Source organism: Microbacterium sp. TWP3-1-2b2 (assembly GCF_049896145.1).
Classification (GTDB): Bacteria; Actinomycetota; Actinomycetes; order Actinomycetales; family Microbacteriaceae; genus Microbacterium.
In genome coordinates, this window is sequence record NZ_JAFCTS010000001.1 from 2631322 (window position 1) to 2646026 (window position 14705).

Below are 14705 nucleotides of genomic sequence, written 5' to 3' on the forward strand. Positions count from 1 at the left end.
CACACCGGCGCCATCACGCTGGACGACGGCGATGTGCCGGCCATCCGCTTCGACAAGGTCGAGAAGCGCTTCGGCGACCACGTCGTGCTGCACGACCTCGACTTCACCGTGCGTCGCGGGGACCGGGTGACCCTCATCGGACCGAGCGGCTCGGGCAAGACGACGATCCTGCGCCTTGTGATGACACTCGAGGAGGCGAACGGCGGCTACATCCTCATCGACGGCAAGCCGCTCACGCACTACGAGAAGGACGGCAAGCGGGTCGAGCTGAAGGAGAAGCACAAGAACGAGATGCGCAAGCGCATCGGCATGGTGTTCCAGCAGTTCAACCTGTTCCCGAACATGACCGTGATCGAGAACATCATCGAGGCGCCGGTTCATGTCTTGGGGATGTCGAAGAAGGACGCGATCGTGCGAGGCCGAGCGCTCCTGGAGAAGGTGGGGCTCCCCGACAAGGAGAACGCTCATCCCACGCAGCTCTCCGGTGGCCAGCAGCAGCGCGTCGCCATCGCCAGGGCGCTCGCGATGGAGCCGGAGATCCTGCTGCTCGACGAGGTCACCAGTGCCCTCGACCCCGAGGTCGTGGGAGAGGTGTTGAACATCCTTCGCGACATAGCCCGCGACACCGACGTGACGATGCTGATCGTGACGCACGAGATGCAGTTCGCCCGCGACGTATCGAACCGCGTGCTGATGTTCGACAGCGGACGCATCGTGGAAGAGGGGGCGCCGGAGGATATCTTCAGCGACCCGCAGGAACAGCGCACCAGGGACTTCCTGGCAGCGGTGCTCTGACCTGTCCGGTCGGGCGCGCGCTGGGCAATAGGGTCGATTCATGCCTTCTCGTCTTCTCGCTCCCGATGGCGTCGGCGCATCCGTCGTCGAGTTCACCCACGGCGGAGCGACACTCATCGCCGAGGACTTCGGCGCCGGTGCCCGTCCCTACGTCCTGTTGCACGGGATCGGGATGGGCCGCAGCGTGTACGTGGACTTCGTCGAGCGGCTGCCCGGGCGCATCATCGCCCTCGATCTGCCAGGTTTCGGCGAGGCACCTGAACCCGACCGCACCCTCACCATGGCGCGTCACGCCGACCTGATCGCGGCGTTCCTGCGCAACATCGGCGTCTCGGATGCCGTGATCATCGGCCACTCGATGGGCAGTCAGATCGGCGCGGAGCTGGCGGTGCGGCATCCGGGCCTCGTCGACGGCCTCGTCCTCGCCGGCCCCACAGTGAACAGCGCGACGCGCAGCATCCGGGAGCAGGCGACGTACCTGCTGCGAGACCTGATGGGCGAGCGTCCTGAGGTGCTGTTGCGCGGTGCACGCGAGTATCTGCGTGGCGGGCCGCACCTCATCCGGAAGATCCGCGCCACCGTGGTGCACGAGCCGGAGAAGGCCTACGCGAGAGTGAAGTGCCCCGTGCTCGTGCTGCGGGGGGAGCGCGATCCCCTCGCGCCGGTGTCGTGGTGCCGCAAGATCGTCGATCTCGTCCCCGGCCCTGCGACGCTGCGCGAGATCCCCGACCACGGCCACGGCACGCTGATCAGCGATGCGAAGGTCGCAGCCGACATGATCACGGAGTTCGCCCGGGAGCTCTGAACCAGGCCTGCACGCTGAGCCTCTGCCCCCTGCCCTCTCCTCCGCCGGCCCCGGCATAACTCCGGAGTTTTTTGCAGATCCGGCGTCATTGCGGCCGAGCACCCGCGACGAGCAGCCGGTTCTCCGGAGTTATGCGCCCCGACGACTCCGCGCCCGCGATCCGAAGGCGTCAAGAACCTCCGAAATGCTCTGCCGAACCGCGTTGGAGTCGAAGAGGATGTCGGATGCGACCGGGCGGATGGTGAGGTAACCGAGCCGAGCGGCGGAGATGTCACGGGCGCGGTCCGCGACTTGCCTGTCCCACCCTTCGTGGAACTCCCTGCTGTCGCATTCGATGATGAGCCAGCCGTCGACGACGAAGTCGACTCGACCGACACCGGGGATGACCACCTGCGTCGTGTAGCCCACACCGAGCGTGCGAAGGATCAATCGCATGTATGTCTCGGGCCCGGACTCTGCCGAGGCGTCGACAAGGCTCAAGAGAACATGCAGCCGGGCCGGCACGAGCGTGAAGAGCTCCTCCAGTTGCGCCCAGGTGGCCAGACCGAGATGCAGCAGGCTGTCGAGAGTGGCTATCGCAGCCCTCGGCTGTTGACAGAGGATCGACTGGCGCACGGCATCGCCGAGTAGGACGACATGCCGCGGGCCGCCGCGCTGCATCGATCGGGACCAGTGCATCACCGTCGATCGCGAGGCACGGCTTCGAATCCGCGACATGTGCGGCAACAGGTGCATGTGCAGGCCTGAGGACTGCAACACGAACACCCCGAGCATCTGCAGCAGCGTCACGCACGACACGCGGCCACCCACACGAACGGCCTCCGCCACCCTGGCGTCGACGTCGGCGTAACTGTAGTGATCTCGACGCAGACGTACGAGCGTTCCTGCTTTGACGGCTCGGGTGATGTCATGTCCGCTACTCCCTGCCTCGAGGAGATCAGCCCGGGAGAAGACGGTCGGCGAATAGGTCGTGGCAACTCGCTCGGCAACTTTGTGGTTCACCCACGGAATGGTTCCCTCGTCGCGGAACGCCCGAGAGCTGGATAGCCACGTTCTGTGGAAGATTCGGCCTCTGGCGCCGGCAGTGCAGGAGAAGTTCGCGCCGCTCGTCCGCCCGCATAACTCCGGAGAATTCTGCTGCATCCGCGTCGTTCTGACCCGCGACACCCGATTCGGAGATTTTCTCCGGAGTTGTGCGCGTATCCCGCGCCCATCCGGCGGCCTATCCCCCGCGCATCCGGCGCCGCTTTCGGGCGGCCTACCCGGCCCCCGGCGGGGTCTGCTTCGACTCGGCGAGCTCGTCGACGACGAGGCGGCGTTCCTCAGTCGTCCCGTTGCGGTAGGCCTGGCGGCCCACCATGTGCGCGGACAGCGGTGCGGTCGCGAACTGCATCAGCACGATGGGCGCGACCAGCGCGAGCCCCAGCAGGATGCCGCCGACCGACCGCTGTGCGAGGGCGACAGCCAGGCAGATCAGGATCACCCCGAGCACCTGCGGTTTGGTCGCCGCATGCAGACGGGACGGCACATCCCGGAAGTGCAGAAGCCCGACCGCGGCCGAGAGGCACAGCACCGCGCCGAACAGGATCAGCACCAGCACCGCCACGTCGATGACGGCATCCGGGATCTCGAAGTCGAACACGTTCATGATGTCGTGTTGTCCCTTCTCGCCACGTATCGGGCGACCGAGATCGATCCGAACACGCCGACGGCCGCGATGATGAGCAGAACAGGAATGCTGCGCGTGTGTCCGTTGATCGCCATCTCAGCGCCCAGCACGCACATCACCTCGGTGAGCAGGACGTCGGATGCCACGGCGCGGTCGAGGATCGACGGACCGCGGATGATCCGGAACATCGTCAGGATCGCCGCGATGCTGAACACCGCCACGATCACGATCATCAGAATGTTCATCGCTCACCTCCCGCGCGCTCGTCCGCCTTCAGCGCACGATACTGCGCCGGGCTGCCGAGCGCCCGTACGATCCGCTTCTCCCAGCGCAGGATGCCGTCGCGCTGCGCATCTGCGTCGGCACGTGTTCGCACCCCGATGATGTGCAGATACAGCACCCGACGATCACGATCCGTCTCGACCACGAGGGAGCCCGGGATCAGCGACGACGTGACCGAGACGTGCGTCATCACCAGATCGTCCGCGTACCTCAGCGGCACCGCGATGATCGCCGCCCCCGGCTGACGGCGGAAATCGAACACCTGGATCGAGACCGCGATCGCACCGCGAAGGACGGCGAACAGGAACTGCACGACGAACAGCGCTCCGTACCAGAGGTTGACGCGTCCAGAGAGTTCGATGGTCGGCAGGCGGAAGACGCGAGTGACGAAGACGGCGACGACGAGCCCGGTGACGAGAGACAGCAGTGTGAACTGGTTCCACAGCAGCATCCAGAGCACAATGAGCCACGCGAGGAACGGAAGCTGCAGCCACACGTCGTGAAGGCGATGGCGCTGAATCTCGGGGGTCACGGGCTCACCTCCTCTTCCAACTGCACGAGGCTCACCGGCTGGAGCAGCGCATCACCGATACGATCGCACAACGCGTACAGCGGCCCGGCGAAGATCGTCAGCAGCAGCGTCACACCGACCATCCCCCCGGTCGCGAGCGTCATGATCTTCGGGATGCGACGTCGCTCCTGCTGCTCGTCTGCGGCGGGCGCGTTGCCGAGGTACTCGATCCGACCGTCGGTCTCCGTCGAGTCCTCCTCCTCGCGCCAGAACGAGAGGTTCCAGGCGCGCATCAGCGCATAGAGCGTGAGCAGCGATGTCAGGATGCCGCCGAAGATCAGCACCATCATGATCGGCGTGCCGACTGATGCTGCCGCCTCGAACAGTGCGAACTTCCCGATGAACCCGGAGAACGGCGGCAGGCCACCCAGGTTGATGGCCGGTACGAAGTAGAGCACGGCGATCAGCGGCGCCGCCTTCAGCAGCCCCTTGACCCTGAGGATCGAGGTGCTGCCGGCTCTTCGTTCGATGAGTCCGACCGCGAGGAACAACGTCGTCTGCACGACGATGTGGTGAACGATGTAGTACACCGTGGCGCCGATGGCGGCCGGCGTCGCGATGGCGAGGCCGAAGATCATGTACCCGACGTGGCTCACCAGCGTGAACGAGAGGATTCGTTTCAGCTCGGCCTGCGCCACGGCGCCCAGCACGCCGATGATCATGGTCGCGAGCGCGACGATCAGCAGGAGCGTGTCGATGCTGTTCTCTGCGAACAGCTGCGTCTCCGTCCGGATCAATGCATAGACGCCGACCTTCGTCAGCAAGCCCGCGAACACGGCCGTGACAGGTGCCGGCGCTGTCGGATAGGAGTCCGGCAACCAGAACGACACGGGAAAGATGGCTGCCTTGATGCCGAACGCGACCACGAGCATGAGATGCAGCACGAGTTGCGTCTCCTGCGGAAGCTCGGTCATCCGCTCAGCGATCTGCGCCATGTTCACGGTGCCGAGGGCTCCGTAGATCATCGCGATCGAGGCCAGGAAGATGATCGACGAGACGAGCGAGACGACGATGTAGACCGCACCGGTGCGGATGCGCGACTCCGTGCTGCCGAGCGTGATCAGCACATACGATGCCACGAGCAGGATCTCGAAGCCCACATAGAGGTTGAAGAGGTCACCGGCGATGAAGGCGTTGAAGATGCCTGCCGCAAGGATCAGGTACGACGGGTTGAAGATCGAGATCGGTGTCTCGTCTGTTCCGTCGGCGGCACCCTGGCCGATCGAGAAGAGCAGCACCGCGAGCAGCACGATGCTGGAGATCAGGACGAGCAGGGCTGCGAGCCTGTCGACGTACAGCACGATGCCGAACGGCACCGGCCAGCCCCCCACGGAGACGGCGAGTGGCGAGCCGCCGTCGACGGCGATGAGCAGCACCGCGGCGATGACGGCCACCGCGGTGAGAGTGGCGACGGTGACGAACACCTGCAGGCGGGGGCTGCGGCCGAAGACCAGGGTGACCGCTGCTCCGAGAAGAGGAAGGGCGACGAGCAGGGGGACGAGCGCGCTCATGTGCGGTCCTCCCCGTCGTCGGATGCTGTGGTGTCGGCCGGTTCTTGTCTCGACCAGGGCCGATCAGTCGGGGCGTCGTCGCGGATCGAGGCGTGATCTCGCATCTGCAGCACGGTGATCGGCGCGGTGCGGACGTCGACGAAGTCGGTCGTGGCCTCCTCGTCCTCGGCATCCCCTTCGTCATCCATGACGTCTTCATCGGCGTCGGTGCGCTCGCGCAGGGCGATGTCCGCCTCATCGTCCTCGACGGTGTCGGCTTGGCCGAGCTGCCAGGAGCGGTAGATCAGCGCGAGCAGGAACGCGGAGACGGCGAAGGTGATGACGATGGCGGTGAGAGTGAGCGCCTGTGGGAGCGGATCGCTCATGTCGCCCTCGGTGCCGTAGAACGGGGCATTGCCCGGCACTCCCATGACGATCAGCAGCAGCAGGTTGGTCGCGTTTCCCAGCAGCAGGAAGCCGATGAGCACGCGGGTGAGGCTGCGCTCGAGCATGGCGTACACGCCGCAGGCGAAGAGTATGGCCATCACGATGATGAGAGTGAGCGAGACATCCATCAGGCACTCACCCCCCGCGCGCGCATCTGCTGCGACTGGCGATCGACCTCAGCGCCGAGACTGCGCAGCACGTCGAGGACGAGTCCGATGACGACGAGGTAGACGCCGAGGTCGAAGACGGTCGATGTCACGAACTCCATGTGCCCCAGGCCAGGGATCTCCCACTCCCAGAACGAGCTGGTCAGCGGTGCGAGCCCGAAGAACAGCGGCAGCACCGCCGTGCCGACGGCGAGGATGAGGCCGAAGCCCAGAAGGCGACCCGCATCCGCGGGAGCGGCGGCGCCGAGTTCCCATCGACCGCCCGCGATGTAGCGCATGACGAGCGCCATGCCGGCGACGAGACCGCCGGCGAAGCCGCCGCCTGGCCCGTTGTGACCGGCGAAGAGCAGGTAGATGGAGACGACGATGATCGTGTGGAAAAGGATGCGCACGATCACCTCGAGCAGGATGGATCGGTTCTCCGGCTTCATCTGCTGGCCGCCGATGAGCCATGCCCGCGGGTTGCTGCGATTCTCGGTGGTCTGGAACCGGATGCCGTCCGTCGTCTCCACCAGCGGCGCGATACGCGCCTTGCGTCTCACGCGCTTCGGCAGCGACGGCCGCTGGGAGAGCATGTCCGCGCGGTGGGTGACGAACACCAGGGATGCGACGCCGGTCGCGGCGAGCACGAGCACCGAGAGCTCACCCATGGTGTCCCAACCGCGGAGGTCGACGAGCGCCACGTTCACGACGTTCTTGCCATGGCCGATCTCGTAGGCGAGATCGGCGAACGCGACCGAGATCGGATCTGTGATGCGGGCCTGAGTCGCGACGACCGCGATGAATGCCATCGTGACGCCGACGCCGATCGCCAGGACAGCACGCGGAATGCGGGAGACCGACGCGTTGTGCTCGCCCATTCGCGATGGCAGGCGCCGGAGCACGAGGGCGAAGGTGACCATGGTGACGGTCTCGACGAGGATCTGGGTGAGAGCGAGGTCTGGGGCGCCGCTGGTCGCGAACAGGGCGACCATGCCGAGACCTGTGACCGAGACGAGCACGACGCCGGTGTAGCGCTTGCGCGCCTGAACCGCGAAGACGGCGGCGATGGCCATGATCGGCGCGACGGCGATCTGGGTCGGAGTGTGCCAGACGGAGAGGTTCAGCCGATCGACGTCGCTCGCGAGAAGGGCCGTCGTCTCGGCGGCGACGAAGACGACGAAGATCGTGCCGACGTAGACCGGCAGCGAGCCTCGCTGGGTGAGAGTCGTGGTGATCACCGACAGTCGGTCGACGCCGCGCATCACGTAGAAGTACACGTCGGCGGCCGTGAACTTCAGCATCCGCGCCTTGCGGTCCCATCCCGTACGTCTGCTGATCAGGAACAGACCGATGCCCAGCACGACAGAGAGCACCGAGATGCCCAGGGCCGGTTCGAACCCGTGCCAGAGCGCCAGGTGCCCTGGGCCCTCAGCCGCCAGACCGTCCGCATCCAGACCCGGCGCAGCGGTCACGGCATATCCGTGCAGTGCGGTGTCGAGCGCCGGAGCACCGATTCCCAGCGCGATCGTCGCTCCGGCCAGGATGATCGGCGCTGAGAGGAAGCCCACCGGTGGGTCGGGCCAGACGGTGTCCGGGATCGTCTCGCCGCGCTCGTCGCGCTTCTTCCAGAATGCCCCCCACAGGAAACGGACGCCATATGCCGCAGTGAGCATAGAACCGAGAACGACGCCGATCAGGGCGACCAGGGCCCACGGCGAGCCGCCGAGCGCATCGTCGAGCAGTCCGGTGAGCGCCGATTCCTTCGCGACGAAGCCGACGGTCGGCGCGATGCCCGCCATCGACGCGACCGAAATGAACGAGACAGCGGCCATGACCGGCGCCTGCCTGCCCACCCCGGAGAGCTCGTCGATGTCACGGGTGGAGAGCTGACGGTCGATGACGCCGACGACCAGGAACAGGGCCGACTTGAACAGCGCATGCCCGACCACCAATGCCAGACCCGCGAGTGCGGTCGCCTGCGTGCCGTAGCCCACCATGACCGTGAAGAAACCGAGCTGACTGACGGTGCCGAAGGCCAGGATGCGCTTGAGGTCGGTCTCGCGCAGCGCCTGGATTCCGCCGAGCAGCATCGTGAACACTCCGAAGGAGATCACGATGGGACGCCATGATTCGGACAGCGCGAAGATCGGCGCGAACCGCGCAATGAGGTAGATGCCCGCCTTCACCATCGCCGCAGCGTGCAGGTATGCACTCACCGGCGTGGGGGCAGCCATCGCTCCTGGGAGCCAGAAGTGGAACGGGAAGATCGCGGATTTGCTGAGCGCGCCGATCAGCAGCATCACCACAGCCGCGTTCACGAGCGGCCCGGTGGGAGCGAGCTCGAGCATCTCGGTGATGCTCGAGGTGCCGGTGTCGACCACCAGCAGCACCACGCCGACGAACATCACGAGCCCGCCGAGCGTGGTAACCAGGAGCGCCTGCAGTGCGGCACGACGGCTCGCCGCGCGGCGGCGATAGTGGCCGATGAGCAGATACGACAGGATGCTGGTGACTTCCCAGAACATCACGAGCATGACGAGATCGTCGGTGAGGACGAGTCCGTACATGGCCCCGGCGAAACCGAGCAGCACGCCGGCGAACTGTCCGAGACCCGCGGCCTCGTCGTGGAAGTACCAGCGGCAGTAGAGCAGCACCAGGGCGCCGACGCCGGTGACGATGAGCGTCATCACCCAGCCGAGCACGTCCATGCGCATCGAGAGGTTCAGCCCGAGCTGCGGGATCCACTCCACGCTTTCGAACGGTGCAGGATCGTCCGCCAGCACCTGGGGAGTCATCACCAGCGCTTGAACGAACGCCGCAGCGGGTATGAGAGCCCCGATCGCGAACGCCCGCGCCCCGAGCCAACGCACCAACACAGGGAGAAGAAGAGCCCCGAGAAGGAACACGGCAAGGAGCAACAGCATAAGCGGCTCCTCAATGGCTCGTCGAGGCCTTGCGGCATTGGCGGGCGGGCGTTCTTGAAGTTTACCGGTTCATGCACCCCCGAGGTTCCGCGATCCGCACAGAAGCAGGCATGCAAGAGTGGTGGACATGCGACAGACGTGGGTCCGCGAGTTGTGCGGCTGGTTGGCCGCCGCCTTGATCGCGATCGTCACAGTCGCCCAGATCGCTGCGACGGCGCGCTCAGAGCTGTTGTTCCGCGACGGCGATTCGCTGATCGTCGCACTGCTCGTGCGTTCGGTCGCCGACGGAGAACCCTTCGACTGGGTGATGTCGAGCGTGTTGTTCCTGCCCGAGATCGTGTTGTTCGGACTGCTCTGGATGCTGGGCAGGCTGTTCGCGCTCGACGTCAATGCCGTACTCGCGATCAACGCCGTCCTGAACCTGATCGCGCTCTACGGGGCGGTTCGACTGGTCGCCGGCCGCCGGCGCGCCGATTCTGCCCCCGTCCTCTGGTCGCTGGTCGCCGTCGGCGCGTTCAGCATCCTCTCGATGACCGAGACCTCCAGCTCTCGCGAATCATTCGAGCTGGCATCGCTGCTGCTGACAACGACCTACTATTCGGCGACGGTGATCGCCGTCGTACTGAGCATCGGGATCGTGCGGCGCATGTTCGACGACCCCGATCGATCATCACGGCTCCTGCCGGTGCTGCTCGGTGTGGTCGCTGCCGTCTCCGTGCTGTCCAACCCGCTCTACGCGGCGTGGGCGACCGTGCCGCTCGGCCTGCTGCTGGGCGGTTCCGCCGTGTATGCGCGCTGGCGCGCTCTTTCGCTCCGGCTGCTCGGGTGGCTGCTCGGCGGCACGGCGGCCGGCCTTCTCGGTCGCATTCCGCTTTCGGAATGGATCGCCAACGACGGATCCGCGTACGCACAGCCCACCCTCTGGCCGCAGTCGGTCCGCTACTACGGAGAGCTTGCAGCCGAGCGTCTCTCGACCCCGCTCGGCATCCTCGGCGCGGTGCTCGTGGTGGCGCTGCTCGCAGTCGCCGTTCGGCAGTCCTTCCGCGCGCAGGATGCGGGAGCTCGCATCGTGGCGACGGCGGCATGGCTGCTGCCCCTGGTCGTCACGGTCGGCGCCGTCGCGCTCGGCACACACGCCGCCCGGTACCTCGAGCCGGTGGTGTTCGCGCCGGTCCTCGGCCTGGTCGCCTCACCTCTGGCGTTGCGTGTCCCGCGGCGGGCAGCGTTGAGCGTGACCGCCGGCGCTGGGGTGCTGCTCATCGTCTGCGCAGGTCTCAGCATTCCCCGCGTGAGCGTCGCCGCGCAGCATCCGAACGGCGACCTCACCTGCGTGAGCGACTGGGTGAACGGATCAGGGCAGACCGGAGCCGGGCAGTTCTGGACTGTTCGCCTCCCGAAACTGCATCTGGATGATCCGTCCCGACTCGCGCAGGTCGATCATCAGCTCAACGCCTATGCCTGGCTCATCAATCGCACGGACTTCGCCGTCGGCGAGGTGACGTTCCTCATCGAGGATGCGCAGAGCAGCCCGTGGGCTCTCGGCACGAACGCGCAGCCCTCGGACGTGATCACGTGCGGCCAGTTCACGATCTACGACTTCTCACCCGTCGCACTGCCGCTCGGCCCTGCCCGCTCCTGAGATCGTCAGACCGTGACGGGCGCGCCCGCGCGGGCCGACCGGCGCGCAGCATCCACGATCTCGAGCGTGCGCACGCCCACCGCGCCGTCCGGCTGCGGCACGATCGGCGCCTGCCCCTCGACCGCCGAGCCCGAACGACGCACGGCATCGAGGAACTCGTCGATCAGGAGCGCATCGATATCCGTGCCGTAGTCGAGACGGATGTCTCCCTCGACTCCGAAGCCGCCGACATGCTCGGCGAACGGCTCGATCTCGACCGAGCCGTTCGTGCCCGTCACCTTCAGCGTCAGCCCACCCCACGTCGACGCGGCGTCCGGCTGGCTCCACGAACAGTCGATGGTGGCGATGAGGCCGCTCTCGTACGTGATCGTGACGAGCCCTCCCGTCTCCGCGGCGACATTCTTCTCCGAGTGCAGGATGCCGTTCGCCGCCGCATACACGGTGCGCGCCCGCATTCCCCCCGTCAGTGCATCGATGAGGTCGGCGCAGTGCACGACATGATCGACCATCGCACCGCCACCGGCGAGCAGCGGGTCGGTGAACCACTGCCGGGAATCGATCGGGATCTTGCCGTTGTTCGTGCCGACGATCGCGAACGGATCGCCGAGGGCACCGGCATCCAGCTGCTGCCGCAGCGCGGTGAACTGCGGGGCGAATCTCACCGGGTAGGCGATCATCAGGATCACGCCTGCGGCCGCGCACGCAGCGACCATCGCCTCGGCATCCGCGACCTCGGTGGCGATGGGCTTCTCGCAGAGGACGTGCACGCCCTCGGCAGCCGCGCGTTCGACGATCGCGCGGTGACGTGCGTTCTCCGACGTGACGATCACGGCATCCGGACCCCAGGCGAAGAGCTGGTCGTAGTCATCGACGTACGGCAGTCCGATGCTCGCTGCGAGTTCAGCACCGCGCGGGGAGGCATCGGGGGCCGAAGCGCCGTCGGCATCACTGGCGAGCAACTCGACCCCCGGCATCTCGAGCAGCGTCCTGGCGTAGCCTGCCGCGTGCACGTGCGCGAATGAGGCGATGGCGACCTTGATCGGGCGAGCGATGCTCATGCTGCCTCCTCCTGCTCGGTGATGAGTTCCGACATGACGACGACCTGACCGGTGTCGAGTGACCGCTGCGCCGCCTCTGCGAGGTAGACGGCGATCGCCCCGTCTTCGGCATCGACTCGCGGAGACGGTCCGCCCCGGAACGCGGCGGCGAAGTCACGGAGCTCACTGAGGTACGGGCTCTCCCGCACCGGCGCGTCGGGGATGGTCAGGCCCTCTTCCGCCACGCCCTGAAGCTCAAGAGCCAGCCCGCTGTTCTCGAGCGACGAGTACGTGAGCACACCCTTCTCCCCGGCGATGCTGAAGCCGGTCTTGAACGTCGTTCCGGTCGCACCCCAGGTCGCGTGGATGTGCGAGATCGCGCCGCCGACGTGCGTGAGCGTGACGTGCGCGGAGACGAACGGGGGGATGAGTCCGTCCACCGTCGCGGGGTTCTGCACGGCGTAGACGCTGAGCACCTCACCACAGGTCCATCGTGCCTGATCGAGGTCGTGCAGCATCAGATCCATGATGACTCCGCCGGAGAGCTTCACGTCCTGGAACCACGTGCCGATCGCCGGGCTCGAGCCCTCACGGTGAAAGCGCGCCACCGCGATGCGTCCCAGCCGCCCCTCAGTGACGGCGCGATGCGCCGTCGCATAAGGCGCTGTGTAACGCACGACGTGAGCGGGGAAGATCTGCACCCCGGCCGCCCTCGCCGCTTCGAGCACCGCGCGGGAGGATTCGGCAGTGAGGGTGAGCGGCTTCTCGCACACGATGTCCTTCCCTGCGTCGATCGCGGCCAGCGCGATGCTCTCGTGCGTGGAGGTGGGCGTCACGATGTCGATGATCTCTGCACGAGAAAGCACCTCTGCAACGGAATCGACCACCTCGAGGTCGAACTCCGCTGCGAGTGCTTCTGCCCCGGCGATGGACTGGACCAGCACGTGCGCACCGAGCGCCTTCCACGCCGGGGCGTGCATCTGGGCGATGCCGCCGGCGCCGATCAGGCCGACGACGAGTTGAGTGGATTCGGATGCCACCGGCTCCGGATTTCGCATGAATGACTCTCTATTTCAGGCCGGAGAAGGCGATGCCTTCGACGACGCGGCGTTGCAGGATGATGAACGAGATGAGCACGGGCGCCATCGCGAGCAGCGATGCCGCCATGAGCACACCGGTGTGGATGCTGGACCGATAGCCCTGCAGGGTGGCGAGTCCCACCGACAACGGCATGTTCTCCGGCGAGCTCGCGACGACGAGCGGCCAGAGGAGGTCGTTCCAGGAGGCGAGGATCGTGATGATCGCCAGCGACACGATCCCTGGCTTCGCCAAGGGCAGCATGACGCGCCAGAAGATCTGCCAGCTGTTGCAGCCGTCCAGGCGTGCGGCCTGCTCGAGTTCCATCGGCAGGGTGCGGAAGAACTGCACCATGAGGAAAGTGCCGAAGGCGCTGAACAGACCGGGCAGCGCGATGCCGAAGATGGTGTCGAGCAGGCCGAGGTTCTGGATGATCTGGTACTGCGGGATCAGGTACACCTGACCTGGCACCATCAGGATCGACAGGACGACGCCGAGCAGCACGCCCTTGAACCTGAAGTGCATCCGCGCGAACGCGTAGCCCGCCATGGCGCAGAAGATCACCTGGCCGACGGTGCGCAACAGGGTGACCGCGACCGACACCCAGAACTGGCTGAGGAACGGCAGTCGTTGGAAGACCTCGACGTAGTTCTCCCACTCCACCCCCGACGGCCAGAAGTTCGGCGGTACGGCCATGATCTCCGCCTCGGTGGAGATCGACAGCTTGATCTGCCAGAGGAACGGGAAGAGCATCACGAGCGCCGCGATGATGAGCACCACGTGCGCGACGCTGTTGTTGCCCTGGCGCATCCCCGGGCGGCGACGAAGGCGTTCGGACGGCTTCCGTCCGGTCACGAGGGTCTCAGTCGACATAGTGCACCCACTTCCGCTGGAGTTTGAACTGCGCGACGGTGAACGCGGCGATGATCACCAGCACGACCATCGCGATGGCCGATGCGTACCCCTTCTCGTTCGTGAGGAAGGCGGCGTCGTAGAACATGAACACGAGCGACTGCGTCTTCGGCATCACCGGGTTGGTGGGCCCGAGCAGCGCGTACAGCAGGTCGAAGAGCTGGAACCCGGAGATCAGCGTCATCACCGAGAGGAAGAAGATCGACGGTGTCAGCAGCGGAACCGTGATCGAGAAGAACTGCCTAGTCTGCGATGCGCCGTCCAGCGCCGATGCCTCGTACAGCTCGGCCGGGATGCCCTTGAGCCCCGCGGCCAGGATGATCATGTTGAACCCGACCGACATCCACAGGCCGAGCACCGACACGGCGATCAGAGCGAACCACTCCGTGGCGATCCAGGCCGGTCCTTCGATGCCGACGACGCGGAGTGCGGAGTTGATGACGCCGTAGTCCTGGTTGTAGATGATCTTCCACACCATTGCGATGGCCGTGGGCATTGCGACGTAGGGCAGGAAGAAGCAGATCCGATAGACCATGGCGAAGCGCAGGCCCGGCCGATTGAGCAGGCTGGCGAACACCGTCGCGATCGGGATGCCCAGCAGGAGGATGAGCGTGTAGATGACCGTGTTGAGGATGGAACGCAACACGCTCGGATCCTGGAGCAGTCGGACGTAGTTGTCGACGCCGATCCAGGTGGTGCCGCCGAAGACGCCCCACTCGGTGAAGCTGTAGTAGAACGACTGGACGAGCGGCCAGAGGTAGAACAACGCGACCCCGGCGAACAGGGGCAGGATGAACAGCACGGGCCAGTAGCCGTCGGCCGAGGCCATCCGCCCACGGGCGGGCGGCCGGGCGTCGGGGGCGGACGCCGTGACGACGCCCGCCCCTTCGAGTGTCGAGACCATGTCT

General features: G+C 66.2%; 14 protein-coding genes. 3 read left to right on the top strand and 11 right to left on the bottom strand.

The genetic code is table 11. The features are described 5' to 3' along the window. Window positions 1-12: 12 nt before the first annotated feature. Together ehuA and ACP7AR_RS12965 are read left to right on the top strand one after the other, a co-directional pair. Complete coding sequence (gene ehuA, locus ACP7AR_RS12960; RefSeq protein WP_426187747.1) at window positions 13-795, top strand: ectoine/hydroxyectoine ABC transporter ATP-binding protein EhuA; 783 nt, start codon at window positions 13-15, stop codon at window positions 793-795. A 40-nt stretch (window positions 796-835) separates the two neighbouring features. After that, window positions 836-1600: an alpha/beta fold hydrolase gene (locus ACP7AR_RS12965; RefSeq protein WP_426186391.1), complete on the top strand. Its 765-nt coding sequence runs from the start codon at window positions 836-838 to the stop codon at window positions 1598-1600. Between the two features lie 129 nt (window positions 1601-1729). On the opposite strand, the gene ACP7AR_RS12970 is transcribed toward ACP7AR_RS12965, so the two are convergent. The 7 genes from ACP7AR_RS12970 to ACP7AR_RS13000 form a co-directional block, all read right to left on the bottom strand. Further along, entirely contained in the window at window positions 1730-2602 is an 873-nt protein-coding gene (locus ACP7AR_RS12970) for a hypothetical protein (protein ID WP_426186394.1), read from the bottom strand. A 256-nt stretch (window positions 2603-2858) separates the two neighbouring features. Continuing rightward, on the bottom strand, window positions 2859-3248 hold the full coding sequence (gene mnhG, locus ACP7AR_RS12975) for a monovalent cation/H(+) antiporter subunit G (RefSeq protein ID WP_426186397.1): 390 nt from the start codon (window positions 3246-3248) through the stop codon (window positions 2859-2861). Next, the gene (locus ACP7AR_RS12980) at window positions 3245-3514 is read right to left on the bottom strand and encodes a monovalent cation/H+ antiporter complex subunit F (protein WP_426186400.1); all 270 of its coding nucleotides are present in this window, start codon (window positions 3512-3514) and stop codon (window positions 3245-3247) included. Before ACP7AR_RS12980 ends, mnhG begins: the two co-directional genes overlap by 4 nt. After that, window positions 3511-4083, bottom strand: a complete 573-nt coding sequence (locus ACP7AR_RS12985; RefSeq protein ID WP_426186403.1) for a Na+/H+ antiporter subunit E — start codon at window positions 4081-4083, stop codon at window positions 3511-3513. The genes ACP7AR_RS12980 and ACP7AR_RS12985 overlap by 4 nt, the downstream gene beginning before the upstream one ends. Then, window positions 4080-5633, bottom strand: a complete 1554-nt coding sequence (locus tag ACP7AR_RS12990; protein ID WP_426186406.1) for a Na+/H+ antiporter subunit D — start codon at window positions 5631-5633, stop codon at window positions 4080-4082. Before ACP7AR_RS12990 ends, ACP7AR_RS12985 begins: the two co-directional genes overlap by 4 nt. Further along, a complete protein-coding gene (locus ACP7AR_RS12995) occupies window positions 5630-6187 on the bottom strand; it encodes a Na(+)/H(+) antiporter subunit C (RefSeq protein WP_426186409.1) in 558 nt (185 codons plus the stop codon). The genes ACP7AR_RS12990 and ACP7AR_RS12995 overlap by 4 nt, the downstream gene beginning before the upstream one ends. Next, on the bottom strand, window positions 6187-9132 hold the full coding sequence (locus ACP7AR_RS13000; protein WP_426186412.1) for a Na+/H+ antiporter subunit A: 2946 nt from the start codon (window positions 9130-9132) through the stop codon (window positions 6187-6189). Before ACP7AR_RS13000 ends, ACP7AR_RS12995 begins: the two co-directional genes overlap by 1 nt. Before the next feature lie 127 nt (window positions 9133-9259). Here ACP7AR_RS13000 and ACP7AR_RS13005 point away from each other — a divergent pair, with 127 nt between their 5' ends. After that, window positions 9260-10771, top strand: coding sequence for a hypothetical protein (locus ACP7AR_RS13005; RefSeq protein WP_426186415.1), 1512 nt, complete (start codon window positions 9260-9262; stop codon window positions 10769-10771). 5 nt (window positions 10772-10776) lie between these two features. Here the strand turns inward: ACP7AR_RS13005 and ACP7AR_RS13010 are convergent, their stop codons facing one another. Genes ACP7AR_RS13010 through ACP7AR_RS13025 form a run of 4 tightly spaced genes read right to left on the bottom strand, consistent with a single transcriptional unit; the run spans window position 10777 to window position 14701 of the window. Then, window positions 10777-11829: a Gfo/Idh/MocA family protein gene (locus ACP7AR_RS13010; protein ID WP_426186418.1), complete on the bottom strand. Its 1053-nt coding sequence runs from the start codon at window positions 11827-11829 to the stop codon at window positions 10777-10779. Then, complete coding sequence (locus tag ACP7AR_RS13015; RefSeq protein ID WP_426186421.1) at window positions 11826-12866, bottom strand: Gfo/Idh/MocA family protein; 1041 nt, start codon at window positions 12864-12866, stop codon at window positions 11826-11828. The genes ACP7AR_RS13010 and ACP7AR_RS13015 overlap by 4 nt, the downstream gene beginning before the upstream one ends. Before the next feature lie 10 nt (window positions 12867-12876). Then, window positions 12877-13758 (bottom strand): carbohydrate ABC transporter permease, encoded by an 882-nt coding sequence (locus ACP7AR_RS13020; RefSeq protein WP_426186424.1) that lies wholly within the window; start codon window positions 13756-13758, stop codon window positions 12877-12879. Continuing rightward, window positions 13748-14701, bottom strand: coding sequence for a carbohydrate ABC transporter permease (locus ACP7AR_RS13025; protein WP_426186427.1), 954 nt, complete (start codon window positions 14699-14701; stop codon window positions 13748-13750). The genes ACP7AR_RS13020 and ACP7AR_RS13025 overlap by 11 nt, the downstream gene beginning before the upstream one ends. Between the last annotated feature and the right edge of the window lie 4 nt (window positions 14702-14705).

Bases quoted from the DNA above. Each gene is read 5' to 3' on its own strand.
- ACP7AR_RS13010 (WP_426186418.1), bottom strand. From the start codon at position 11,829: ATGAGCATCGCTCGCCCGATCAAGGTCGCCATCGCCTCATTCGCGCAC.
- ACP7AR_RS13005 (WP_426186415.1), top strand. From the start codon at position 9,260: ATGCGACAGACGTGGGTCCGCGAGTTGTGCGGCTGGTTGGCCGCCGCC.
- ACP7AR_RS13025 (WP_426186427.1), bottom strand. From the start codon at position 14,701: ATGGTCTCGACACTCGAAGGGGCGGGCGTCGTCACGGCGTCCGCCCCC.
- mnhG (WP_426186397.1), bottom strand. From the start codon at position 3,248: ATGAACGTGTTCGACTTCGAGATCCCGGATGCCGTCATCGACGTGGCG.
- ACP7AR_RS12995 (WP_426186409.1), bottom strand. From the start codon at position 6,187: ATGGATGTCTCGCTCACTCTCATCATCGTGATGGCCATACTCTTCGCC.
- ACP7AR_RS12965 (WP_426186391.1), top strand. From the start codon at position 836: ATGCCTTCTCGTCTTCTCGCTCCCGATGGCGTCGGCGCATCCGTCGTC.
- ACP7AR_RS12990 (WP_426186406.1), bottom strand. From the start codon at position 5,633: ATGAGCGCGCTCGTCCCCCTGCTCGTCGCCCTTCCTCTTCTCGGAGCA.
- ACP7AR_RS12980 (WP_426186400.1), bottom strand. From the start codon at position 3,514: ATGAACATTCTGATGATCGTGATCGTGGCGGTGTTCAGCATCGCGGCG.
- ACP7AR_RS13020 (WP_426186424.1), bottom strand. From the start codon at position 13,758: ATGTCGACTGAGACCCTCGTGACCGGACGGAAGCCGTCCGAACGCCTT.
- ACP7AR_RS13015 (WP_426186421.1), bottom strand. From the start codon at position 12,866: ATGCGAAATCCGGAGCCGGTGGCATCCGAATCCACTCAACTCGTCGTC.
- ACP7AR_RS13000 (WP_426186412.1), bottom strand. From the start codon at position 9,132: ATGCTGTTGCTCCTTGCCGTGTTCCTTCTCGGGGCTCTTCTTCTCCCT.